Source organism: Sphingobacteriaceae bacterium (assembly GCA_002319075.1).
GTDB lineage: Bacteria > Bacteroidota > Bacteroidia > B-17B0 > Aurantibacillaceae > Aurantibacillus.
This window is the reverse complement of sequence record NVQB01000001.1, coordinates 4,033,860-4,056,914: the sequence shown is the minus strand read 5'-3', so window position 1 is coordinate 4,056,914 and position 23,055 is coordinate 4,033,860. Positions and strand designations below refer to the sequence as shown.

Here is a 23,055-nt window from a genome sequence, read left to right as displayed (position 1 = left end):
AATACAGTTTTTTTTAATAAATCACCGGAAATTGCGCAGGGTTACTCTCGTGCATAAGTCGGTAAATCATATCAAAAACATCATCTGCATTCGGTTTACTGAAATAATCGCCATCACTGCCATAAGCCGGCCTATGCTCTTTTGAAGCAATTGTAAGGGGTGCCGAATCAAGAAATTTATAAGCACCTTGTTCTTCCATGATTTTTTGCAAAATATAAGCACTTGCTCCACCCGGAACATCTTCGTCTAAAACCACTAGCCTGTTAGTCTTTTTAACAGATTCAACTAAGCTTTTATGTATATCGAAAGGAATAAGCGTTTGCACATCGATAAGTTCTACTGAAATGCCATGTTTTTCCAAATGTTTTAAAGCTTCCTGCGCAATACGAACCGAACTGCCATAAGTTACCAATGTCACGTCTTTTCCTTCAGTTAATATTTCAGGAACGCCCAAAGCAACTTTGTATTCTCCAAAATTAGAAGGTTGTTTTTCTTTTAAACGGTAAGCGTTTAAAGGTTCGATAACTAATGCTGGTTCATCCGCCTCAAGTAAAGTGTTATAAAAACCAGACGCAATGGTCATGTTGCGCGGCACGCAAACGTTTATACCACGGCAGGCATGCACTATCATTCCCATTGGCGAGCCACTGTGCCAAACGCCTTCGAGCCTGTGTCCACGGGTACGGATTAGTACAGGAGCCTTTTGTTTTCCTTTTGTGCGCCACTGTAAAGTTGCAAGATCATCGCTCATCAGCTGTAAAGCGTATAACAAATAATCTAAGTATTGAATTTCGGCAATAGGTCTGAGTCCACGCAGTGCTAATCCTATAGCTTGCCCCATAATGGTTGCTTCACGAATTCCTGTATCAAAAACACGGTGTTCGCCATATTTTAACTGCAAACCCTCCAGGCCCTGGTTCACCCCGCCGATTTTCCCTGAGTCTTCACCAAAGATCATTACCTCCGGATATTTTTTAAGGATGGCGTCAAAATTTTCACGCAGTATTTCACGCCCATCCATTACCTTATCTTCTCCATATTCTACAGCTTTTGTAGAAATATTCTGCACTTTCATTGGTGATTGTGAATACAGGTGAGAACTGTAACGGTCACTGTTTTGACGACGTGAAGTTTCCAACCAGTTTATGAGTGCTTCTCTTGCCGCCGAACTGTTTTTATATGTGGTTCTCAAAACATTTTTTACAGCCGAATGAATGTCCCTTCTGTTTGGTTCTTTAATGCTTTGTAATTCTTTCTTAATAGCTCCTATATCGTCGCCACCCATTTCATCAAAAATAGCTGTTACTTCGGTTATCTCTGCTTTGATCGGATCAAGGTAATTGCTCCAGGCTGCTGATTTCGCCTGTTTAACAGCCTCTTTTGCATCTTCTTCAATCTTCACTAATTCTTCTTCATTAGCAAGCGCGTTAGTTAAGATCCACTGACGCATTTGTTTAATACAATCAAACTCTACTTCCCAGTCTAAACGTTCTTTGGATTTATAACGCTCGTGCGAGCCGCTTGTACTGTGCCCCTGTGGCTGAGTTACTTCTTCTACGTGAACAAGAACAGGTACGTGTTCTTCACGACAGATCTTTACCGCCTTTTCATAAGTTTCGCAAAGATGTGCATAATCCCATCCTTTGGTCTTTAATATTTCAAATCCCTTTCCACCGTTTTCTCTTTGAAATCCTTTTAGAATTTCGCTGATACTTTCTTTTGTAGTCTGATATTTTTTAGGAACAGAAATCCCATGACCATCGTCCCAAACACTCATCAGCATTGGCACCTGCAGTACTCCGGCGGCGTTGATTGTTTCCCAGAATAATCCTTCGCTTGTTGAAGCATCACCAATTGTTCCAAAAGCTACTTCATTTCCTTTGTTACTATAGTTTGTAAAAGGTTCCGTTTGTAACTCTTTGTTTATTCTGTAAAAATGTGATGCATAGGCTAATCCCAATAAACGCGGCATTTGCCCGCCTGTTGGAGAAATATCGCTGCTTGAGTTTTTTTGATTCACAAGAGCTTTAAAAGTTCCGTCTTCGTTAAGGCTATGCGTACCAAAGTGACCTCCCATCTGGCGCCCGGCGCTCATCGGTTCGTGAGAAAGATCTGTATGTCCGTATAACCCGGCAAACCATTGTTGAATGGTTAAAGCTCCAATCGAAAACATAAAAGTCTGGTCACGGTAATAACCACTTCTGAAATCGCCGTTTTTAAATACCTTGCTCATGGCAGCTTGTGCTACTTCTTTTCCATCTCCAAAAATTCCGAATTTAGCTTTTCCCGTCAACACTTCTTTTCTTCCTAATAAACTTGCCTGGCGACTTTCGTTCACTAATTTAAAATCACTAAGTACTATCGTTTTAAATTCTTCGAAGCTTAAATTGCTTGTCCTTGCTGCGCTGTCTTGTTTTCCCATGATAAATGATATTATTACAAATATAACAGATTGACTGGAATTGAAAAAACTATTTTGGGGTTTTAGTGGCCCTTTATTTGCGGCTTATCTAAATTCACAAAAGGTAAAAAAGCGATAACCTTGCCTTAATTTTAAGTATCTTTAATGCTCCTCAAAAACAAAATTTAATTTTAGTTCATGAAAAAAATCTTTTCATCCTTGCTTTGCATATTGGGCTGCAATCTATTGGCCCAAAACTTTTGTTATACTACTGAAAAACAAAATGAATGGTTTACAAAGCATCCGGAATTAAAAGAAGATTTTGAAAAGCATAAAAAAAATCTGGCAGAAAAAGACAAGGTTCTCGTTCAGTCCAATGGGCACCTTGCCGGAAAAAGCTTGTCAGCAGGCGTTTACACTATACCGGTGGTATTCCACATTTTACATACCGGTACTGGTGAGAATATTTCAGATGCCCAGGTTATTGACGCGGTAAATATTCTTACTCGCGATTTTAATGCGAATAACGCAGATACGTCAAGTGTGGTGGGGCCGTTTAAACACTTGATCGGAAATCCGCAATTTGATTTTGTACTGGCAACTAAAGATCCTAATGGAAATTGTACTAATGGAATTATACGTCATTATGACCCGAATACCGATTGGAATGGAAATTTTTCTCAGTATGCTTACACCTGGCCACCGCATAAGTATTTGAACATTTACGTGGTGAGGTCTATGTTTGCAGGTGCTGCGGGATACACGTATTTACCTGGCTCAGGCGTTCCTTCTGCAATGGATGCCATTGTAATTTTAAGTAATTACGTTGGAAGCATAGGTACTGGTAGTTCTTATCTTTCGAGAGCTCTGACACATGAGGTGGGACATTGGTTTGACCTGGATCATGTTTGGGGAGGAACCAACTCTCCAGGAGTGGCCTGTGGAGACGATGGTGTAAACGATACACCCATTACTAAGGGATACACTTCCTGTAACCTTAACACTTCTGCTCCTTGCAACCAGGGCATTGTGGAGAACGTTCAGAATTATATGGAATATGCCTACTGCCAGAGGATGTATACTATTGGACAATCTAACAGGATGCAAACCTGCGTTAACTCTGTTGTGAACGGAAGAAATAATTTATCCGCTCCCACGAATCTTCAGGCTACCGGAGTCACAAATCCCGGAACAAATTGTGCTCCCGACCATGCTATAGTGGCGGCGCCGTCTTTTACAGCCTGTTCGGGCAGAACATTATCTTTGTCAAGTTTCACCTTTAATGCAGCCCCAACGAGTTATTCGTGGAGCGCTGATAACGGCGCTATACTTGCTAACAGTTCTGCGTCTTCCACTTCTGTTCTTTTCACAACTACCGGACAAACGCACATTAGTTGTTTAGTAGCGAATGCAAATGGCAGCAGTTTAAAAACTATTACCATAACAGTAGCGGATGGGGTTACGCAAATAAACTCGGGTAGTTCAGAAAGCTTCGAAGCCTCCTCGGTGGCACCCCCTGCAAACTGGACGGTTATTAATCCCACAACCCCCAACTACAAATGGGCCGTAATAACTGAGGCTTCTCAAGGATCAAATGGCATGTATGTTCCGGGAGAACTTTTGAGTGCAAATTCTGTAGAGATCCTTCAGAGTCCTTCTTATGATTTTAAACACAACCAGGGCGCACAGTTTAGTTTCAAATATGCCTACGCTATGAAATACAACAGCACTAAAGATATTTTTAAAGTGCAGGCAAGTCGCAATTGCGGTGGCAGCTGGACGGATGTTTGGTCACCCGCACTCACCACTTTATCGCAAAATTCAGGAGGGATAAGCGCGGCATTATTTTATCCTGAGCCTGAACAATGGAAAGAAAAAATTCTAACACAACAACCACAATTCTTCCCCTTTCTATCCGACGAGAATGTAATCTTGCGTTTTTATTTCCAGGAAGATGCTGGTGGCAATGGCTACGGCAACCGTTTTTACCTGGATGAAGTAAACTTTCAAACGCCTGTTGGGATGAATGAACTTACAAAAGCTATAGACTTAACTGTTTATCCCAATCCTTCATCTTCTGAGTTTAATTTAAGTTTTCAGTTATCCGATCCCGCCAAAATAAGTTACACTGTAAGCTCTCTAAGCGGCACCCAGCTGCTGTCACTGCCGCAAAGCACCTATTACCAGGGAGCACACGAGCTGCGAATAAACACGCATTCTGAATTAGCTCCTGGCCTTTACTTTATTAATTTAGAAATGAATGGGGTTAAGATGAGTCGCAAAATTATTGTCAACTAAATCTCAGACTGTATACAAACAAAAAATCCCGCCTTTTTAGAGACGGGATTTTTTATTAAGATATGTTTGATTTTACATTTGAGCGTCCAACTTAGCTGCTAAAGCTGATTTTGGAACCACACCCACTTGTTTGTCAACTAACTGACCGTTTTTAAAATAAAGAAGTGTTGGGATATTACGGATTCCGTAGTTCGCGCTAATGTTTGAATTTAAATCCACATTAACTTTTCCGATAACTGCTTTACCTTCGTATTCTTTTGATAGTTCTTCAACTACTGGTCCAACCATTCTACATGGTCCACACCATTCTGCCCAAAAATCTACTAATACTGGTTTATCACTTTTTAAAACCAATTCTTCGAAGTTTGCGTCTGTGATTTCTAATGCCATAACTTTATTTTTTTATGATTGCTTATTACTATACAATTTCTGTTCCAGATCAAATTTAGAGTCTTTCTGTCAGTTATTTATCTGACGTAATCAACAATATATGCCATTTAACTAACAATAACATTGTTCCTCTTGTAGTGAAAGTACACTCCGGCCGCAACCGTTATCAGCAGAAGGATAGAACCAATTAACGCAATAGTGTTGGCCCTGGTATAAGTGGATGGTTCGAATTTAAATTCGATGGTGTGTTTACCTGCCGGAATGTTCATACCTCGTAAAATGTAATTGACAGAAATGTGTGGTTTTAACTGTCCATCTATGTAAGCATTCCATCCTTCGGGATAATATATCTCAGAAAACACAGCAAATTCATCCTGCTTAGCCTCGCTTTCATAAACCAGATCGTTGGGTTGGTAAGAGATAAGTTTAATACGACCTTCGCCCGGATAAGCAGCATTTAATTTATCTGTTTTTGTAAACTTCTCAGTAGTAATTGCCTGAGTTTTTGTATTGAGTTTACGTAAACCTAAAATTTCATCATCTGCAGTGGGCACTACAAACAGATTTTTGATGAACCAGGCATTTCCATTTGCCGCTTTGTTTAATAAAGGCATTTCTTCGCGTCCTTCGCCACCCGGTAAAATAAAATAACGGGTGTTAAGCATATTAATTACCTGGAGGCTTGAAAGAAGAGCATCTGTAGCGCTATCACTCTGAAAAGCTTTACCAGCATTTTTATAAAATCTTTGAATTTCCGTATCAGGATTGTAAGAGTTCTCCAATTGAAAATCGATCAGTTCAGCATATTTTTTAAGTTTGGCTCCATGGTAACCACCAATAGATTTATGGTAAAAAGAAGTGGAGGCATCGTTAAAAGTATTTACACTTAAATTTAAGACACGGTAATCTAATGTTTTATCCATTAGAATTTCCTCATCGGCGCGCGTTTTTGTCGCAATCATCTCTGCATTTTGCTCTTTGCTCACGAACGACTTGGCATTCAGGTAACGCGTATCAACCGTCCAAAGATCAATAACGATAAAGAGTCCGAGAACCCCTAAAAATAATTCACTTTTGATTTTTTTAGTGTAGTACAGGAAGATCAGCAGAAATCCTAAAGCGATAAAAATGAAAGAACGAATAGCATCCGATTGAAAGATGGCAGTTCTGGCTTTCTCGATTTCGGGCAGGACTTGCCCCACGTATTGACGCGCCTGCTCCTCCGAAGTTCCTTGTCGGGCAATCTGCCTGATCATATCTCTGTCTTCATTAGACGCGTGAAAAGTGTTTACAAGATCAGGAACGAAATAGCCTAGTATGCAAAAACCTCCCAATACAGCCGCAGAAATAATCACTAATTTTTTAAGTGCTACTTCTTTTTTGATCAGGCGAAGGAAGATTTTTTGATCCCAGCTTTTTATTTTTAATACTTCAGCAACAGCCAATATAGCTAACAAGGGAATAGTAAGCTCTGCAACCACCATGATCATGGCTACCGCACGGAATTTATTGTACCCGGGAATGTTGTGCATGAAGAAATCGGTCAGACTCATAAAATTACTTCCCCAGCCCAGGGCAATGGTAAGAAGTGTGGCAAAAAACAAGGGCCATTTAATAGGGTTCTTAACAATAAACATCCCTAAGAACGCCAGGAACATAATGATTGCTCCAATGTAAACAGGTCCGCTTGTAAATGGCTGATCTCCGAAGTAGGCGCTCGAACGGGCCACATCCTCACGCATTTCAGGGTTTACTTTTTTAAGCGCTTTTGGATCTGCTGAAGCAATAGCCCCACTTGCCCCTCCTTTAAAATCTGGGATTAAAAACGTAAAGGTCTCTCCTATACCATAACTCCATTGAGTGGCATAATCAGCATCCAGACCTGTAGTCGTATTTTTTTCGTACTGTTCTTTTAAGGGTTCAGAAGCTATTTCATTGCCACCTGAGGGCGACTCATCAAGGCTTTTTTTATCTTTTTTAATATTAGATTTGATTGTTAATTCAGTTTTACCACGGGTGCTGTATTTGCCATATTCGTTCGTGCTTAAAAGATTTCCGGCATTAGGTAAAAATCCTATAACCGTGGTTAGCAATAGGAGTGCGCAGGCCTTAAAAAACGAGGGCATTGCTTTGTTTTTGAGTGCTGTGAAGAAATAGCCTAAAACAATAAAACCAATTAAAATATAGCCGTAATAGGAAATTTGAACGTGGTTAGCATTGAGTTCCATCGCTGTAAATAGGGCTGTAACTGCCATACCCAGCCAATAACGCTCTTTAAATAAAAGAATCACGCCTCCAATTAGGGCTGGCAAATACCCAAGAGCATTGGCTTTTGAGTTATGTCCTGCTTCAATAATGATCAGAAAATAGGAGCTAAAGGCATAAGCCGCTCCTCCCAAGAGTGCCAGCCATGGCGCTACATCCAGACACAACAGCAAAATAAAAAACCCAAGGCAATACAAAAACAAATAGCCGCTTGGTTTTGGAAGAAAGAGTTTGAATAACCCGGAATGCTCAGAAGTACCGTCCAGGAACCCTAACCAATTGCCTGGATATTTGGTTGAGATCTGGTAAGCCGGCATCCCTCCAAACATGGAATTCGTCCACAAGGGTTCTGCGTTATTCTGTTTTCTAAAGTCCGATATTTCCTTGCTCATTCCTTTGTGGCGGGCAATATCATCCTGCCTCAATTCTTTACCGCTTAACAGGGGTTTAAAATATATTAAGGTAATGATCGCAAAAACCACAATTGCTGCGGCATACGGAAGGTATTTTTTATAGTTAAAGCTCATAATTTCTAAAGTTTACAAATATATTAAAATAATCTTAAGACCTTATTTTCAGCCACATCCTAAGGTAAATTATATTTTTACATCAGGGCTATTTTATTACTTTTGTACTCCTAAAAAAAGATGGAGACTAAAAATTATTTTGCGCATCCTACGGCAATTATTGATGAAGGATGTGAAATTGGTGAAGGCACAAAAATCTGGCACTTTTCACACGTAATGCCCAATTGTAAATTGGGAAAAAACTGCAATCTAGGTCAGAATGTGGTGGTGTCTCCTGATGTAGTGCTTGGCGCCAATGTTAAAGTTCAAAATAATGTCTCTATTTACACCGGCGTTATTTGCGATGACGATGTTTTTTTGGGACCTTCGATGGTCTTTACAAACGTCATCAATCCAAGAAGTGCAGTTAACCGTAAAGCGGAATACGCAAAAACACATGTTGGAAAAGGCGCCTCTATTGGAGCAAATGCTACTATTGTTTGCGGGCACGACATCGGTCAGTTCGCATTTATAGGTGCCGGGGCAGTAGTTACAAAAACTGTTCCTGATTATGCTTTAGTTGTTGGAAACCCTTCCCGTCAAACCGGTTGGATGAGCGAGTTTGGACATAAATTAGATTTTGACAAAGAAGGAAATGCTACCTGCAAAGAAAGCGGGCAGAAGTATAAATTAGAAAATAATTTAGTTAAGCGTATTTCATAGTTACTTTGACATCGCAAATTGTGATGTCACAAACACTAACTCATCACCAATTGTGATAGTATTCATAGAATAAAATGGAGCAAAAAAATAAAATAAAATTCGCAGTCATCGGGCAGGGACATATTGGTAAACGTCATGCTGAAATGGTGAGAAGAAACCCTGATTGCGAGCTTGTTGCTGTTTGCGACCTGCTTCCAAAAGAAAAATTAGGATTAGAAAACCTTAATGAAAAATTTTATACTTCCGTTCCTGATTTATTAGAGGCGCATCCTGAAGTAGAAGTTATAAATGTTTGTACACCCAATGGATTACATGCCGAACACGCATTAGCCGCATTGGAACAAAATAAACACGTGGTTGTAGAAAAACCAATGGCTCTTAGTAAAGCTGATTGTGAGAAAATTATTTACTCTGCTTTGCATCATCACAAAACGGTTTTCTGTGTGATGCAGAACCGTTATTCACCGCCAAGTGTTTGGCTAAAAGAAGTAGTAGAAAATAAAATCATTGGCGATATTTACATGGTACAGCTAAACTGTTACTGGAATCGCGACGAACGTTATTACAAACCAGGCAACTGGAAAGGCACTCAGAATCTGGATGGCGGAACTTTGTTTACACAATTCAGTCATTGGATCGATATTATGTATTGGATCTTTGGTGATATTGTAAACATCCAGGCTAAATTTGCAGATTTTAATCATCAAAAAACAACGGCTTTTGAAGACAGTGGTTTTGTGAGCTTTGATTTTGTGAATGGCGGAATGGGCTGTATCAACTACTCTACTGCCGTTTGGGATAAAAACCTGGAATCATCACTTACCATTGTTGGCAGCAAAGGAAGCGTGAAAGTTGGAGGTCAATACATGGACCAAATAGAGGTTTGCAATATTAAAGATTATACCATGCCCGTTCTTGGTGAAACAAATCCTGCCAATGATTACGGCTCCTACAAGGGCTCGGCCAACAATCACCACAGCGTGATAGAGAATGTTGTACGTACTTTACAGGGTACCAACAAGATTTCTACCAATGCCCTTGAAGGATTAAAAGTGGTTGATATCATTGAACGCATTTACGCATTAAGACCTACTAACGTTATAAAATAAATAAACCCCATTTTTAAAATTATTCCCTCTTATGAGCATCTATACTAAAATACTGAAAAAAGAAGCAACGGTAGCAGTTATCGGCCTTGGCTATGTAGGTTTACCTATTGCATTAGCTTTCGCAAAAAAAATCAAAGTCATTGGATTCGATATTCATGCGGGTCGTGTAGATATGATGAAAAAAGGAATTGATCCGAGTAACGAACTCACTAAAAAAGATTTCGCGAACGCTGATATACTTTTCACACATAAACTTGAAGATTTAAAAAAAGCTAACTTTTTTATTATTGCCGTACCTACTCCGATTGATGAGCATAATTTACCTGATTTAAAACCTTTGATTGGTGCTTCTACTACTGTTGGGAAGGTTCTTAAAAAAGGAGATTATGTTGTTTATGAATCTACAGTTTATCCGGGCTGTACGGAAGAGGATTGTATTCCTGTTTTAGAACAACACTCAGGACTAAAATTTGTAAAAGATTTTAAAGTAGGTTATTCTCCTGAGCGTATTAATCCGGGTGATAAAGAACACACCATTACAAAAATTTTAAAAATCGTTTCTGGCTGCGATAAAGAAAGTCTTGAAAACATTGCAAAAACTTACGAGATCATTGTGGAACCAGGCACACACCGCGCCTCAAGTATTAAAGTAGCCGAAGCTGCAAAAATTATTGAGAACACCCAACGTGACGTAAACATTGCTTTGATGAATGAGCTTTCGATCATTTTCAATAAAATGAATATCAACACTTACGATGTTTTAGCAGCGGCCGGAACAAAATGGAATTTCTTAAAATTCTCTCCGGGTTTAGTAGGTGGACATTGCATTGGTGTTGATCCTTATTACCTCACTCACAAAGCCGAATCTTTAGGTTACCACGCACGCGTAATCAATAGCGGACGTTACGTAAACGACAGCATGGGATTTTATGTCGCCAAAACCTGCGTTAAAAAAATCATTGCTGCCGGCAAAAACATTTCAAAATCAAAAGTCCTTGTTATGGGTGCTACATTTAAAGAAGATGTAAGCGACATCCGTAACAGTAAGGTAGCTGACATTGTAAAAGAATTAAAGTCTTTTGGTGTAAAGGTAGAGATCGTTGATCCACATGCTGATTCTGAAGAATTAAAACACGAATATGGTTTTGGTTTAAATAAGCTCGCTAAAGGTTACGACGGGGTAATTGTAGCCGTAAATCATAAGGAATATAAAACCCTTGATGAAAAATACTTCGACTCCATTCTTTCTAAAAAAGGAATTTTAGTAGATGTTAAAGGCATCTATAAAGACAAAATAAAAACTCTTAATTACTGGAGTTTATAAAACAAAAAGGAGCCCTAAAGTTTAACAAGTTAAAACAACAAGCATGAAGATTCTAATTACAGGAGGAGCAGGATTTATCGGATCGCACGTGGTGCGTTTATTCGTAAACAAATATCCAGATTACACTATTCATAATTTAGATAAACTAACTTATGCGGGCAACCTGGCAAACCTTACCGATATTGAGAATAAGCCGAACTATACATTTATTAAGGGCGACATCGTTGATGCTCCTTTTATAAATGCACTCTTTTTAAAAGAGCAATACAATGCAGTAGTTCACCTCGCTGCAGAGAGTCATGTAGACAGAAGCATTACAAATCCTTTAGAGTTTGTGATGACCAATGTTATTGGCACCGTGAATCTTTTAAACGCCGCGAAAGAACTTTACAAAGAAGACACTTCTAAATTCACAAAATTTTATCACGTAAGTACTGACGAGGTATATGGAGCACTGGGCGAAACGGGAATGTTCACAGAAGAGACCTCATACGATCCACATAGTCCCTACTCAGCCTCAAAAGCCAGCAGCGATCATTTTGTGCGTGCTTACCACGACACTTATGGTTTACCTGTGGTGATCTCAAATTGCAGTAATAATTACGGACCAAACCATTTTCCTGAAAAATTAATTCCCCTTTGCATTCACAATATCAAAATGAATAAGCCTCTACCTATTTATGGAAAAGGTGAAAATGTGCGTGACTGGCTCTTTGTAGAGGACCACGCTACGGCAATTGATACTGTTTTTCACAAAGCAAAATTAGGAAGTACTTATAACATTGGCGGTCACAACGAATGGACTAACATTGACGTTATTCGTTTGCTGTGTAAAGTGATGGATAAAAAATTAGGTCGCCCTGAAGGCACTAATGAAAAACTCATCACGTTTGTAAAAGACCGTGCTGGTCACGATATGCGTTATGCTATTGATGCTACTAAATTAAAAGAAGATCTTGGCTGGGTTCCTTCAGTAACATTCGAACAAGGTTTAGACCGCACTGTAGACTGGTATTTGAAAAACGACGAGTGGTTAAATAACGTTACTTCAGGTAACTACGCACATTACTACGAATCACAATACGTAAAGCGTTAAGGAGTTTTTGTTCCGGGTTTCTTGTTTCTGATTAAATTTAACAGGAACAAGAAACCAAAAACTAGGAGCGCTCCTCTTTCATAACCATTTGATGTGTGTTTCGGCTTCTCTGCTCTATTAAGATCAATTTGTTCTCACTCAGTTTTGCAATGGTTTCCTGGTCGTAATTACGAATAGTCATTAGTTGCACATCTGTATTGTACAAAACTTTAAAATGCTGCTGAAGATCGTTTATTAAAGGCTCTATCTTTTGAATATCATTATCCGTGCAAACACTAAAGCTAATGGCAGAATTCTGCATCATGTGAATGTGCACATTGTGTTTGGAGAATAAATTAAAGATGCCGCTCAGGTTATCTTCCGCTATGAAACTGAAATCTTTAGGTTGAATAGATAAAAGTAGTTGGTTCTCTTTAAAAATATAACTGGTAATAGTATTTCCTTTTTCGCCATCTTTAATAAGCGTTCCAGGCTCTTCAGGCTTTAAAAAAGACCTTACGTACAGGGGAATATTTTTATTCTGCAGAGGTTTAATTGTTTTAGGATGAATAACTGACGCTCCAAAATAGGTCAACTCAATCGCGTCATGATAGGTTAATACATCTATCTTTTTTGTATTCTTAAAATATTTTGGATCTGCGTTTAAAACACCCGGCACATCTTTCCAAATTACAACCTGCCTGGCATCTGTAAAATAAGCCAGCAGGGCTGCCGTGTAATCACTTCCCTCTCTTCCTAAGGTAGTTGTAAAATTTTCGGAAGTGCCGCCAATAAAGCCCTGTGTAAGGACCATTTCATTCGTTTTTAAAGCAGGTAAAAGTTGCGTCTGAACTAAAGTAGAACTTAAGTCATAATCTATTTTCCCCTCCCGGTAAGAATTATCCGTTTGCAAAATCCCCCTTGCGTCGAGCCATTTATTTTTAACGCCATCCGTATTTAAGTAAGCTGAGACAATTCTGGTAGACAATATTTCCCCTTGTGAAACAATCTGATCGTAATGATGATTATAGGAAAATGATGGCTCTTCTTCAAGAATCCATAACAATTCTACAAATACATTTTCCACATCGTTGTAAATGCTGTGTTTTTTATCAGGAAATAAAATCTTTAAAATATCCGCATGATACTCCCTTACTTCCTCAAGCAGTGTTTCTGTGGAGCCAGATTTATGCACATAGGCATTTGTAAGTTCTTCTAACTTATTAGTGACCTTACCCATTGCAGAAATCACTACAACCGTTGGTTCTTTTGCAAAACGTTTTAAAATAGAAGAGACATTTTTTACGGATTCTGCATCTTTAACCGAAGCACCACCAAACTTAAAAACCTGCATAACTTAATTTTGAGCAAAGGTATAAAAACAAAAAAGCCATCCAAAAAGGATGGCTTTTGAAATTACATATTAAAATTATTTTCCTGGTTCAACAGGCATGCCTGGTTGTGCACCTGGTTGAGCTGCAGGAGCCTGTTGTTGTGCAGGCAATGCCGGAGCTGTTTGAGCTTTTCTTTTTGCAACTGATCCACCTTCTTCAGAAGTAGTATCTACAACTGTACCTTGTGGTGACATTAAAACGCTTAAAAGGATTAATACGATAGCTAAACCCCAGGTTGCTTTTTCAATAAATTCAGTACCTCTTTTAACACCCATAATTTGTGTAGCTGCACCAAACTGACTTTGAATGCCACCACCTTTTGAGTTTTGAACTAAGATTACTAAAACTAGTAATACACAAACTATGATTGTTATAATCGAGAAAAACATGTTGTTATTTTTTATTGGTTATATTAAATTTAATAAGAGGTGCAAAGTAAGCACATTTTCTGGAAATTTCAAATTTTTTGAGCAATTCGGGACCTTTGGTTCTCAGGCTTTTAGGCATTATTCTTCAATTTTTGAATAAGTCCATCGTAATAGGCTCTTTTTTGGGGAGATTTTATACTTAAGATCTCATAAGCGCGGATCGCTTTATTAACACTTCCCTGCAAAGCGTAAATTTTAGCAAGCGTCTCGGTAACCAAATGCTCGTTCTCGAGCAGACTTTCTTTAGCTTTAATATCAGGGGCATAAAATCTTTGTTCTTCTTTCTGACGGATAATTCCAGGACTGCTTTCAATGATTTTATCAATAATAGCTTTATTCTTTAGCTTACGGGCCTGTACTTCTTCTTTTGGATTTACAACACTATCGGAGTCTTTTTCCTGCACTTCCGCAGTTTTCTCGGCTTTAACTACCGGCGTATGTTTGGCATCCTGTTTTGCCTTTTCAAAGCTTACCTGCTCTTCAATTTGTTTGTAGGATTGACCATTGTTCTTTTTAAGAAACGATAACCAGTCTGCAAAACTTTCAGGATCTTCTACTTTAACAGGAGTTTTATTTAGCTCGGGTGTTTTTAAAATTTCTTTCTCCACAAAAGAATTTACAACCTCTTTACCAATCTCACGTTCTAAGATTTCTTCTGCATTCAAAACAGGTTTTACTTTTATTTCCTGTTCAATTTCTTTTTTCTCAAGTGGTTCAGATTCCAGCTCCTCAACTTTAACGGCAATAACTGGTTCGGTCGAAATTTCGGTTGCCTTTAAAATGTCGAGCTCTTGTTTAGAATCTTCCTGGTGAGTGTCAACTTTCTGTTTTGCCTCAACAACTTCACCTTGCTGGTTACTACTAGCTACCGGAACTTCATTTTCAACCTGGTGAATAAGTTTAAATAAATGCGCGCGGTTAGTTGTAACTATCGCTGTTTTTTTAAGGCTCTGTTGATAAATAGAAGCGTCCCATTTACGGGAAGCCATACTCAATAAAACATGTGCCGATTGAAAATACGGAAAATCGTGGACTAGTTTTTGAAGATGTTTTACACTTTCTTTATCTAACAAAGAAGGATTTTGAATGTATTTTATAAGCTCGGCAGGCTGCATCTATATTACCAGTTATTAAAAGCTTTATTAAATACATCTTCTGTGATCTGCCTGTAAATTTCCTGCACAAGCTCGGCCTCTTTTGATGAAATGCTAAGAGCGCTGGAGTAATCTGCGTAGCGTACAAAAGACTGCTCGAAATCTTTAGTCTTATCAAATTTATTATGATAGATGACCTGCACACTGATTGTAAGGCGATTCAAACTAGCCTGATCGTTACTCTGAATGGCTACAGGTGTTACCTGATAGTCTGCGATATATCCGTCGAACTGCAAATCGCCGTCTTTCGGCATCAGGGCGAGTGATGTTTGTTGTGACACCATATCGCGCAAACGTTCCGTAAAACGCTGCGATAAACTGGGCGCACCCAAACTCGTGTTATTCGTAAAAAAACCAACACTCACGGTTTTCGCTTCTACCGGAATAGTAGCCCCGCTAAGCGACACCTGTGGCTTGCAGGAAAACAAAATTCCTACTAAAAAAAAGAGCGCGTATTTTAATATTCTTAGGTTCATTTTTGCTTTTGAAATATACTGAGATCATTTTGCTGAAGAAAATTTATTCTTCAATGGCATATTCATTTATTTTACGATAAAGTGTTCTTTCGCTGATCCCTAATTCTTTTGCTGCGTTTTTGCGTTTTCCTTTGTGTTTACGCAACGCCTTTTTTATCATGTCAATCTCCTTATCCTGCAAAGAGAGAGTTTCTTCCACTTCAATTACCTGCGGGTTATTGGTGTTTGGAAGTCCTAATGGTGTATGAATAGTAAGTCCGGTACCAGAAGCGTTCTGATTTTCATTCGACTCGTAAGGTCTGTTTAAAATCTGCACAGTTTCATTATTTACTTTGCCCCCATTTCCCGATACAAGGTCAAAAACGATTTTCTTTAATTCGTTAATTTCGGTGCGGTTATCCCGTAACACTTTAAAAATAATTTCGCGATCGTTTTCAAAGTTCGAGAAACTAGGTTCCGTCTTCATAACGGTTGGCACATTGGTAGAATTATATTGGGGTAAATACTTTAAAAGTGTTTCGGCATTTATCTCCCTGCTTTTCTCAATAATGGAAACCTGCTCTGCGATGTTTTTTAACTGGCGTATATTTCCCGGCCAATAATAATTAACAAGCACTTGCTCCGCATCACTCATCAGGCGCAATACAGGCATGCTGTACTTAGCCGCAAAGTCGTTTGCAAATTTGCGAAACAATAAATGGATATCATCTTTTCGTTCACGTAACGGCGGTAGATAAATAGGAACCGTATTTAAGCGGTAATAAAGATCGGCCCTGAATTTTTCTTTTTCCAAAGCCTGGTAAAAATTAATATTAGTTGCAGCTACCACACGCACGTCTGTTTTCTGAACTTTACTACTTCCTACTTTTATATATTCGCCGCTTTCCAACACACGCAATAAGCGCGCTTGTGTAGCCAGCGGCAACTCTCCTACTTCATCTAAAAAAATAGTTCCTCCGTTAGCCACCTCAAAATAACCTTTACGGGCTTCTGTGGCTCCTGTAAATGCTCCCTTTTCGTGACCGAATAATTCACTGTCTATTGTTCCTTCGGGAATTGCACCACAGTTAACCGCTATATACGGACCGTGTTTTCTTGAACTGTTTTGATGTATGATTTGTGGAAATACTTCTTTACCAGTTCCGCTCTCTCCGTTTATTACAACGTTAAGATCAGTGGGTGCTACCTGGCGGGCTATATCTACAGCACGTTCAAGCAACACATTATTTCCTATAATTCCGAATTTTTGTTTTAATTCCTGAGTATTCATTCTAAGATTTCTAAACCACCGCCATACTGAATCAAGAAGATAGAATCAAGATTCAAGATTGCATTGGTTATTAATTACCTTCAATTTTTTCTTTAAATGAAAAAATCATTTTTTGTATTTCAACTACTAACACTAAACATTTCTCCAATTCTTCTTTTTTACCATAATTTCTTCTTTGACAAATCAATAACTGAGTTTGCAATTCATAAGCTGAAGAAATTGCGATAGAAAGAAATTCAGCAAAATGCTTCTTTGTTCTTTTACCTGAACCTTCTGCAATGTTTGAAGGAATGGAGCAAGAACTTCTGTTCATTTGATCTGTCAGATTAAACCGCTCATCTGAAGGCATATTTTTATTATAAAAGAAAACCAAATCCGTTAAGTCCATTGATTTTTGCCAAATCATTAAATTTAAAAAGTTGTGCGCCATGACCGATGATTTTTAGTTATTATCCGTTTTAATTGAGTTTTAAACTTTATGTCAAACAATCTTTCTTGCTTCTTGGCTCTTAAATCGTGATTCCCTATTCTGTTACTGCCTCTCCTATCAATGTACTAGTCGTGCACTTAGTTACCAGCACATTCACATAATCTCCTTTTTTATAATTTCCTTTTGGAAAAACAACTACGGTATTTTGTGGATTTCTTCCCATCAATTCCTGATCCGATTTTTTCGAAAATCCCTCCACTAAAACTTCGTGAACTTTCCCCAATCCTAACTGCGTTTTGATTCCACTATTCTTTCTTTGCAATTCAACAATCTCAGCAAGTCTACGACTTTTTACTTCTTCCGGAACATCATCCGCATACTTACGTTCTGCAAGAGTCTTCGGACGTTCGCTATAAGAAAACATATAGGCGTAATCGAATTGAACTTCTTTCATTAAGCTGATAGTTTCCTGATGCTCTTCTTCTGTCTCTGAACAAAAACCGGTAATGATATCCGTACTGATACCGCAACCAGGAATGATCCTGTTAATGGCCGCCATTCTATCTAAATACCATTCGCGCGTATAACCGCGGTTCATCATGTTTAAAATTCTGCTGCTTCCACTTTGCACCGGCAGGTGAATGTAATTACAAATGTTATGGTATTTGGCAATGACTTCGAGTACATCGTCTGTCATATCTTTTGGATGTGATGTAGAGTAACGTACACGTAATTTTGGATCTACTAATGCCACGCGTTCCAGTAACTGAGCGAAACTTACGGAGCTTGCTTTTTGCTCCTCGGTAAGTGTTTCTTTTTTTAATCCGCCACCTGTATATAGATAACTGTCTACGTTCTGACCTAATAAGGTAACTTCTTTGTAACCTTTGCTGAAAAGATCTGCGGCTTCTGCCACAATACTCTCAGGATCCCGGCTGCGCTCGCGCCCTCTTGTAAACGGAACTACACAAAAACTACACATATTATCGCAACCGCGCATAATACTGATGTAGGCATTTACACCATTGCTTCCAAGGCGCACCGGAGTAAGATCAGCGTAGGTTTCTTCTTTGCTTAATATAACGTTAATGGCTTTGTGTCCATCTTCTGCTTCTTCTATAAGTCCGGGTAAATCTCTGTAGGCATCAGGACCAACAACAATATCAACCAGTTTTTCCTGTTCCAAAAATTGCGATTTTAAACGCTCTGCCATGCAACCAAGAACGCCTACTAATAATTTTGGATTTGCCTTTTTTGCTTTCTTAAAATCGTTCAAACGGTTACGCACACGTAATTCCGCATTTTCGCGGATAGCACAAGTATTTAAAAATATAACATCGGCCTCTTCAAATTTGTTGGTTGTGCTATAGCCCTTATCCATTAAAATGGAAGCCACAATTTCACTATCCGCAAAATTCATTTGGCAACCATAACTTTCCAAAAACATTTTCTTCCCTGCCGGATTTTTAGTTTCGACCATGAAAGGTGTTCCCTGAACTTTTTCGTCTATAATTTTATTCTCTGAATTCATTTTCAAGGGGCAAAAATACTAAATAAGTGACAATTTGACATATTTTTAACGTTTTTAAGCGTAAATTCTTGTAAATTGTTATTTAAAAATGAGATTAGCTTGCATTTTAACTGAATTATTTTTTTTCTTTGCCAATTTTAAAATAGACTTTTTGGGTCTACCCCAAAAAATTGACACATATATATAAGGTATGAGCAAAAATTTAGTAATTGTTGAGTCCCCCGCAAAAGCAAAAACCATAGAAGGATTTTTAGGGAAAGATTATACGGTAAGATCGAGTTTTGGACATGTACGTGACCTGGTAAAAAAGGGCTTTGGGATTGACCTGGAAAAGAATTTCACACCCACATACGAAGTACAGCCAGATAAAGAGCGGGTAATTGCCGAATTAAAGAAACTAAGTAAAGGTGCCGATATGGTATGGCTCGCATCCGATGAGGACCGTGAGGGAGAGGCTATCAGCTGGCATTTATACGAGACTTTGGGACTTGAAAAAAGCAAAACCAAGCGTATTGTTTTTCATGAAATTACAAAGCCGGCCATTCAAAAAGCAATTGCAAATCCCCGTGAAATAGACATAAACCTGGTAAACGCACAGCAAGCCCGTCGTATTTTAGACCGCCTGGTAGGGTTTGAATTATCGCCTATCTTATGGAAAAAAATCCGTCCGAGTTTATCTGCGGGACGTGTGCAATCTGTAGCAGTAAGGTTAATTGTAGAACGTGAGCGCGAAGTTAAAAGCTTTCAATCTACCTCAGCATTTAAAGTTTCTGCGCAATTTAGTGTAGGGGGAAAAGGTGTTTTAAAAGCAGAATTAGACAACCGTTTTAAAACGGAAGCAGAAGCCAATGCTTTTTTAGAAAAATGCAAAGGTGCTATCTACGCCATCAATAGTATTGAGACAAAACCTGCAAAGCGTACACCTAGTGCGCCTTTCACAACCTCAACCTTACAACAGGAAGCTTCCCGTAAATTAGGGTTTAGTGTTTCGCAAACAATGGTTGTAGCACAGCGTTTATACGAAGCAGGAAAGATTACCTACATGCGTACCGATTCAGTGAACCTTTCGGAAACCGCCATGTCACAAGCAAAAGAGGCTATTACAAATAATTACGGAGCAAAATATCACAATCCTCGTCAATACAAAACCAAAAGTAAAGGCGCACAAGAGGCTCACGAGGCCATCCGTCCCACTTATATTTCTACTTCAGAAATTGATGGGGAACGCAATGAACAACGTCTTTATGATTTAATCTGGAAACGCACCATTGCCAGTCAGATGGCCGATGCTGAACTTGAAAAAACAACCGTAAAAGTTGGAATCAGCACTACTCCCGAACAATTCGTAGCTCAAGGGGAAGTTTTAAAGTTCGATGGTTTTCTAAAAGTATACATGGAAAGCAAGGACGATGATGAAACCGAAGACGAAGAAAATTCATCGATTCTTCCTCCAATGAATCAAGGGGATAAATTGCTGGTAAGAGAAATTACAGCTACCGAAAGATTCACGCATCATCCTGCTCGTTACACCGAAGCGAGCCTGGTAAAAAAATTAGAAGAACTTGGTATTGGTCGTCCGAGTACCTACGCACCAACTATCAGCACGGTTCAAAAACGTAATTATGTTGAGAAAACGGATCGTGAAGGAACATTGCGTAATTATACCATGCTGACTTTTGAAGGCACAACCATTACAAAAGAAAACAAAACCGAAAATACAGGGGCTGAAAAAAATAAATTATTTCCAACCGATATCGGAGCAGTGGTAAACGATTTTTTAATTCAATATTTCCCAAACATTCTTGATTTTAATTTTACTGCCCGCGTGGAAGAAGAATTTGACGAGATCGCTGAGGGAAAAATTAAATGGACCGACATGCTGGAAGAATTTTACAGACCTTTTCATAAGACTGTAGAAAACACCAGCGAAAACAGTGAACGTGCCAGTGGAGAACGTGCTTTAGGAAAAGATCCTAAAAGCGGCAAGCCGGTTATCGTTAGAATTGGAAGATTTGGGCCGCTGGCGCAAATAGGCGAAACCAACGAAGAAACAGGAGAGAAAGCAACTTTTGCCAGTTTAAGAAAAGAACAAAGTATTGAAAATTTAACTTTAGAAGAAGCTCTCGATCTTTTTAAATTACCAATGAATCTTGGTCTTTACAAAGAAAAAGAAGTGGTGATTGGTGTTGGACGTTTTGGTCCTTATGTAAAATGGGGTGAAGCCTATATTTCAATTCCAAGAACAGAAGATCCTTTAAAAGTAGATATGGATCGCGCGGTAGAATTGATCACTGAAAAAGAACTGGCAGATGCACCGATTGCACATTCTCATGGAAAGCCTATTACTAAAGGCAAAGGACGTTTTGGTCCGTTTATTAAACACGGAGATTTATTTATAAATGTACCACGCGCTTACAATTTTGATAATTTATCGCAGTCAGACATTGACGAACTGGTAGGTAAAAAATTAGATAAAGAAGCCAACCGTTTTATTCAACAATGGCCCGAAGATAAAATCGCTTTAGAAAACGGCCGTTGGGGACCATTTATCCGTTTCGGTAAAAACATGCTGAAACTTATTAAAGAAGAAGGCGGAAAATACACACCTGAAGAGATCAGTACTTTAACATTGGAAGATGTGAAGAAGATGATTGAAATTCAGTTGCCTGGAGCCTTTGATAAAAAAGGAAAAAAAGGGTCGGCCAAAAAAATTACCGGAGCAGCTAAAAAAGCAGCACCAAAAAAAGAAGGAGTGGTTAAGAAATTAGCTCCAAAAAAAACCACGGTGAAGAAAGCCGCCAGCAAAAAAGCAGCTCCACGCAAGGCGGCTGCTAAAAAGAAAAAATAATTAGTGGAATTTATATACACTTACAAAATCCGTTTCCAAACAAGAAACGGATTTTGTATTTTCATTCCATAAAAGAAAAAGACACTTCAGAATATGTTACCGGAAATTACAACTCTTCAAAGTAAAAAACTTATTGGAATGCAAAGGTCGATGAGTTTTGCAGGGAACACTACTCCTCAGCTTTGGGGAAGCTTTATGCCGCGAAAAGAAGAAATACAAAATGTTGTTGGCAGCCACCTTTATTCCGTTCAATCTTACGGTGCGGATTTTTTCAAATATTTTGATCCAAAAAAAGAATTTACAAAATGGGCTGCTTTAGAAGTTTCCAATGATCAACAGGTGCCGAAAGGAATGGAGAGTTTCATTTTACCCGAAGGCTTGTACGCTGTATTTCATTACAAAGGCTTAAACACAGATCCGTCCATCTTTCAATATATTTTAGGAACCTGGTTACCGCAATCAGAATATTTGCTTGATAGTCGTCCGCATTTCGAGGTCCTCGGAGCAAAATACAAAAACAACGACCCCGCCTCAGAAGAAGAGATTTGGATCCCTATCCGAAAAAAATAAGAGGTAAAATCATAACAAAAGTTGAAAACTCTCGGATACCGGTTTATAACCTTTTTCCTTTTCGCGAAATGAGACTGTACTTTTAAAATAGTAAAAACTAACCACTAGCGTCATGACCATTCAAAAAACCAATGTTCAGTTCCGGAACAAAAATTACGAGGTGATACTTGAAGATGGAATCGTATCTTATATTGATCCGCTAAAACCAGATTTACGCAGGAGCACCAACCAGGCTGGCGGACAAAAAATCACAACGATGGATGGCGCTAAAAGGGCGGCTCTTCAATCCATTGAACGAACTATTGTTCCAAGTATGAGATTTTCAGATTAGAAAAGCTCCAGCGCTCTCTTCTATTTAAAGAATTTGATTTTTTTTTCCTTACGAAAGCACGTCAAGGAATTTCATGGGATTGGCTACTCCGGTTCCGATATTACGCGGCTTCCTACAAGCAAAAACACGGCAAACCTTTTGTAAAAGTTTGAGCGAGGATGTCCGCTGCCGCACTTCGTCGTTTTCATTTTAATCCATTCGCTTACGAAAGCACGTTAATGAATTTTAATGGGATTGGCTACGCCGGTCCCGATATTACGCGGGTTCCCCCAAGCAAAAACTAAAGTCGACTTCGTCGTTTTTATTTTAATCCATTCGCTTACGAAAGCAAGCTTTCGACACGACTAGATTAAAATAAAAAAACCCCGCGGAGCGGGGTTACTTTTGTTTTTGCTTGGGTAAGTAATGGGACTCGAACCCACGACCCTCGGTACCACAAACCGATGCTCTAACCAACTGAGCTATACCTACCGTGTTTAACCTTTCAGTTAAGGTTGGCAAATTTACATAATTTTTTTCTTACAGAATAGAA

At 38.8% G+C, this 23,055-nt stretch carries 18 protein-coding genes and 1 tRNA gene; 8 read left to right on the top strand and 11 right to left on the bottom strand.

The window, feature by feature from the left end; translation table 11 throughout:
* Positions 1–13: 13 nt before the first annotated feature.
* A complete protein-coding gene (locus tag CNR22_17475; GenBank protein ID PBQ33490.1) occupies positions 14–2,422 on the bottom strand; it encodes a transketolase in 2,409 nt (802 codons plus the stop codon).
* A 177-nt stretch (positions 2,423–2,599) separates the two neighbouring features.
* Between CNR22_17475 and CNR22_17470 the strand changes: the two genes are divergently transcribed.
* Positions 2,600–4,699 carry a hypothetical protein gene (locus CNR22_17470; GenBank protein ID PBQ33489.1) on the top strand — a complete coding sequence of 700 codons (2,100 nt, stop codon included), beginning with the start codon at positions 2,600–2,602 and terminating at the stop codon, positions 4,697–4,699.
* 72 nt (positions 4,700–4,771) lie between these two features.
* Here CNR22_17470 and trxA read toward each other — a convergent pair whose 3' ends face one another.
* Positions 4,772–5,089: a thioredoxin gene (gene trxA, locus CNR22_17465; GenBank protein PBQ33488.1), complete on the bottom strand. Its 318-nt coding sequence runs from the start codon at positions 5,087–5,089 to the stop codon at positions 4,772–4,774.
* A 107-nt stretch (positions 5,090–5,196) separates the two neighbouring features.
* Entirely contained in the window at positions 5,197–7,881 is a 2,685-nt protein-coding gene (locus tag CNR22_17460; protein ID PBQ33487.1) for a hypothetical protein, read from the bottom strand.
* A gap of 120 nt (positions 7,882–8,001) precedes the next feature.
* Between CNR22_17460 and CNR22_17455 the strand changes: the two genes are divergently transcribed.
* From CNR22_17455 to rfbB, 4 genes are all read left to right on the top strand, one after another.
* Positions 8,002–8,583 (top strand): N-acetyltransferase, encoded by a 582-nt coding sequence (locus tag CNR22_17455; protein PBQ33486.1) that lies wholly within the window; start codon positions 8,002–8,004, stop codon positions 8,581–8,583.
* Positions 8,584–8,657: 74 nt separating this feature from the next.
* Positions 8,658–9,692, top strand: coding sequence for an oxidoreductase (locus CNR22_17450; GenBank protein PBQ33485.1), 1,035 nt, complete (start codon positions 8,658–8,660; stop codon positions 9,690–9,692).
* A 37-nt stretch (positions 9,693–9,729) separates the two neighbouring features.
* Positions 9,730–11,016, top strand: coding sequence for a UDP-N-acetyl-D-galactosamine dehydrogenase (locus tag CNR22_17445; GenBank protein ID PBQ34940.1), 1,287 nt, complete (start codon positions 9,730–9,732; stop codon positions 11,014–11,016).
* 43 nt (positions 11,017–11,059) lie between these two features.
* A complete protein-coding gene (gene rfbB, locus CNR22_17440; protein ID PBQ33484.1) occupies positions 11,060–12,112 on the top strand; it encodes a dTDP-glucose 4,6-dehydratase in 1,053 nt (350 codons plus the stop codon).
* Between the two features lie 61 nt (positions 12,113–12,173).
* Here rfbB and CNR22_17435 read toward each other — a convergent pair whose 3' ends face one another.
* The 7 genes from CNR22_17435 to CNR22_17405 all read right to left on the bottom strand — a co-directional run bounded on the left by CNR22_17435 (position 12,174) and on the right by CNR22_17405 (position 18,774).
* A complete protein-coding gene (locus tag CNR22_17435; GenBank protein PBQ33483.1) occupies positions 12,174–13,445 on the bottom strand; it encodes an aspartate kinase in 1,272 nt (423 codons plus the stop codon).
* Between the two features lie 75 nt (positions 13,446–13,520).
* Positions 13,521–13,874 (bottom strand): preprotein translocase subunit SecG, encoded by a 354-nt coding sequence (locus CNR22_17430; GenBank protein PBQ33482.1) that lies wholly within the window; start codon positions 13,872–13,874, stop codon positions 13,521–13,523.
* Between the two features lie 110 nt (positions 13,875–13,984).
* Positions 13,985–15,028 carry a hypothetical protein gene (locus CNR22_17425; GenBank protein PBQ33481.1) on the bottom strand — a complete coding sequence of 348 codons (1,044 nt, stop codon included), beginning with the start codon at positions 15,026–15,028 and terminating at the stop codon, positions 13,985–13,987.
* Positions 15,029–15,033: 5 nt separating this feature from the next.
* Complete coding sequence (locus CNR22_17420; protein ID PBQ33480.1) at positions 15,034–15,543, bottom strand: hypothetical protein; 510 nt, start codon at positions 15,541–15,543, stop codon at positions 15,034–15,036.
* A gap of 43 nt (positions 15,544–15,586) precedes the next feature.
* A complete protein-coding gene (locus CNR22_17415) occupies positions 15,587–16,813 on the bottom strand; it encodes a sigma-54-dependent Fis family transcriptional regulator (protein ID PBQ33479.1) in 1,227 nt (408 codons plus the stop codon).
* A gap of 70 nt (positions 16,814–16,883) precedes the next feature.
* Positions 16,884–17,243: a four helix bundle protein gene (locus tag CNR22_17410; protein ID PBQ33478.1), complete on the bottom strand. Its 360-nt coding sequence runs from the start codon at positions 17,241–17,243 to the stop codon at positions 16,884–16,886.
* A 94-nt stretch (positions 17,244–17,337) separates the two neighbouring features.
* A complete protein-coding gene (locus CNR22_17405; protein PBQ33477.1) occupies positions 17,338–18,774 on the bottom strand; it encodes a tRNA (N6-isopentenyl adenosine(37)-C2)-methylthiotransferase MiaB in 1,437 nt (478 codons plus the stop codon).
* Positions 18,775–18,964: 190 nt separating this feature from the next.
* Between CNR22_17405 and CNR22_17400 the strand changes: the two genes are divergently transcribed.
* The 3 genes from CNR22_17400 (at position 18,965) to CNR22_17390 (ending at position 22,523) form a co-directional block, all read left to right on the top strand.
* The gene (locus CNR22_17400; protein ID PBQ33476.1) at positions 18,965–21,622 is read left to right on the top strand and encodes a DNA topoisomerase I; all 2,658 of its coding nucleotides are present in this window, start codon (positions 18,965–18,967) and stop codon (positions 21,620–21,622) included.
* A 93-nt stretch (positions 21,623–21,715) separates the two neighbouring features.
* Positions 21,716–22,192, top strand: coding sequence for a GyrI-like domain-containing protein (locus CNR22_17395; GenBank protein ID PBQ33475.1), 477 nt, complete (start codon positions 21,716–21,718; stop codon positions 22,190–22,192).
* A 112-nt stretch (positions 22,193–22,304) separates the two neighbouring features.
* Entirely contained in the window at positions 22,305–22,523 is a 219-nt protein-coding gene (locus CNR22_17390; protein PBQ33474.1) for a hypothetical protein, read from the top strand.
* Between the two features lie 395 nt (positions 22,524–22,918).
* Here the strand turns inward: CNR22_17390 and CNR22_17385 are convergent.
* Positions 22,919–22,994 (bottom strand) — tRNA-His (locus CNR22_17385).
* Positions 22,995–23,055 lie beyond the last annotated feature (61 nt).

Coding starts and splice junctions, on each gene's coding strand:
- CNR22_17475 (PBQ33490.1), bottom strand. CDS start 2,422: ATGGGAAAACAAGACAGCGCAGCAAGGACAAGCAATTTAAGCTTCGAA.
- CNR22_17470 (PBQ33489.1), top strand. CDS start 2,600: ATGAAAAAAATCTTTTCATCCTTGCTTTGCATATTGGGCTGCAATCTA.
- trxA (PBQ33488.1), bottom strand. CDS start 5,089: ATGGCATTAGAAATCACAGACGCAAACTTCGAAGAATTGGTTTTAAAA.
- CNR22_17460 (PBQ33487.1), bottom strand. CDS start 7,881: ATGAGCTTTAACTATAAAAAATACCTTCCGTATGCCGCAGCAATTGTG.
- CNR22_17455 (PBQ33486.1), top strand. CDS start 8,002: ATGGAGACTAAAAATTATTTTGCGCATCCTACGGCAATTATTGATGAA.
- CNR22_17450 (PBQ33485.1), top strand. CDS start 8,658: ATGGAGCAAAAAAATAAAATAAAATTCGCAGTCATCGGGCAGGGACAT.
- rfbB (PBQ33484.1), top strand. CDS start 11,060: ATGAAGATTCTAATTACAGGAGGAGCAGGATTTATCGGATCGCACGTG.
- CNR22_17435 (PBQ33483.1), bottom strand. CDS start 13,445: ATGCAGGTTTTTAAGTTTGGTGGTGCTTCGGTTAAAGATGCAGAATCC.
- CNR22_17430 (PBQ33482.1), bottom strand. CDS start 13,874: ATGTTTTTCTCGATTATAACAATCATAGTTTGTGTATTACTAGTTTTA.
- CNR22_17425 (PBQ33481.1), bottom strand. CDS start 15,028: ATGCAGCCTGCCGAGCTTATAAAATACATTCAAAATCCTTCTTTGTTA.
- CNR22_17420 (PBQ33480.1), bottom strand. CDS start 15,543: ATGAACCTAAGAATATTAAAATACGCGCTCTTTTTTTTAGTAGGAATT.
- CNR22_17415 (PBQ33479.1), bottom strand. CDS start 16,813: ATGAATACTCAGGAATTAAAACAAAAATTCGGAATTATAGGAAATAAT.
- CNR22_17410 (PBQ33478.1), bottom strand. CDS start 17,243: ATGGCGCACAACTTTTTAAATTTAATGATTTGGCAAAAATCAATGGAC.
- CNR22_17405 (PBQ33477.1), bottom strand. CDS start 18,774: ATGAATTCAGAGAATAAAATTATAGACGAAAAAGTTCAGGGAACACCT.
- CNR22_17400 (PBQ33476.1), top strand. CDS start 18,965: ATGAGCAAAAATTTAGTAATTGTTGAGTCCCCCGCAAAAGCAAAAACC.
- CNR22_17395 (PBQ33475.1), top strand. CDS start 21,716: ATGTTACCGGAAATTACAACTCTTCAAAGTAAAAAACTTATTGGAATG.
- CNR22_17390 (PBQ33474.1), top strand. CDS start 22,305: ATGACCATTCAAAAAACCAATGTTCAGTTCCGGAACAAAAATTACGAG.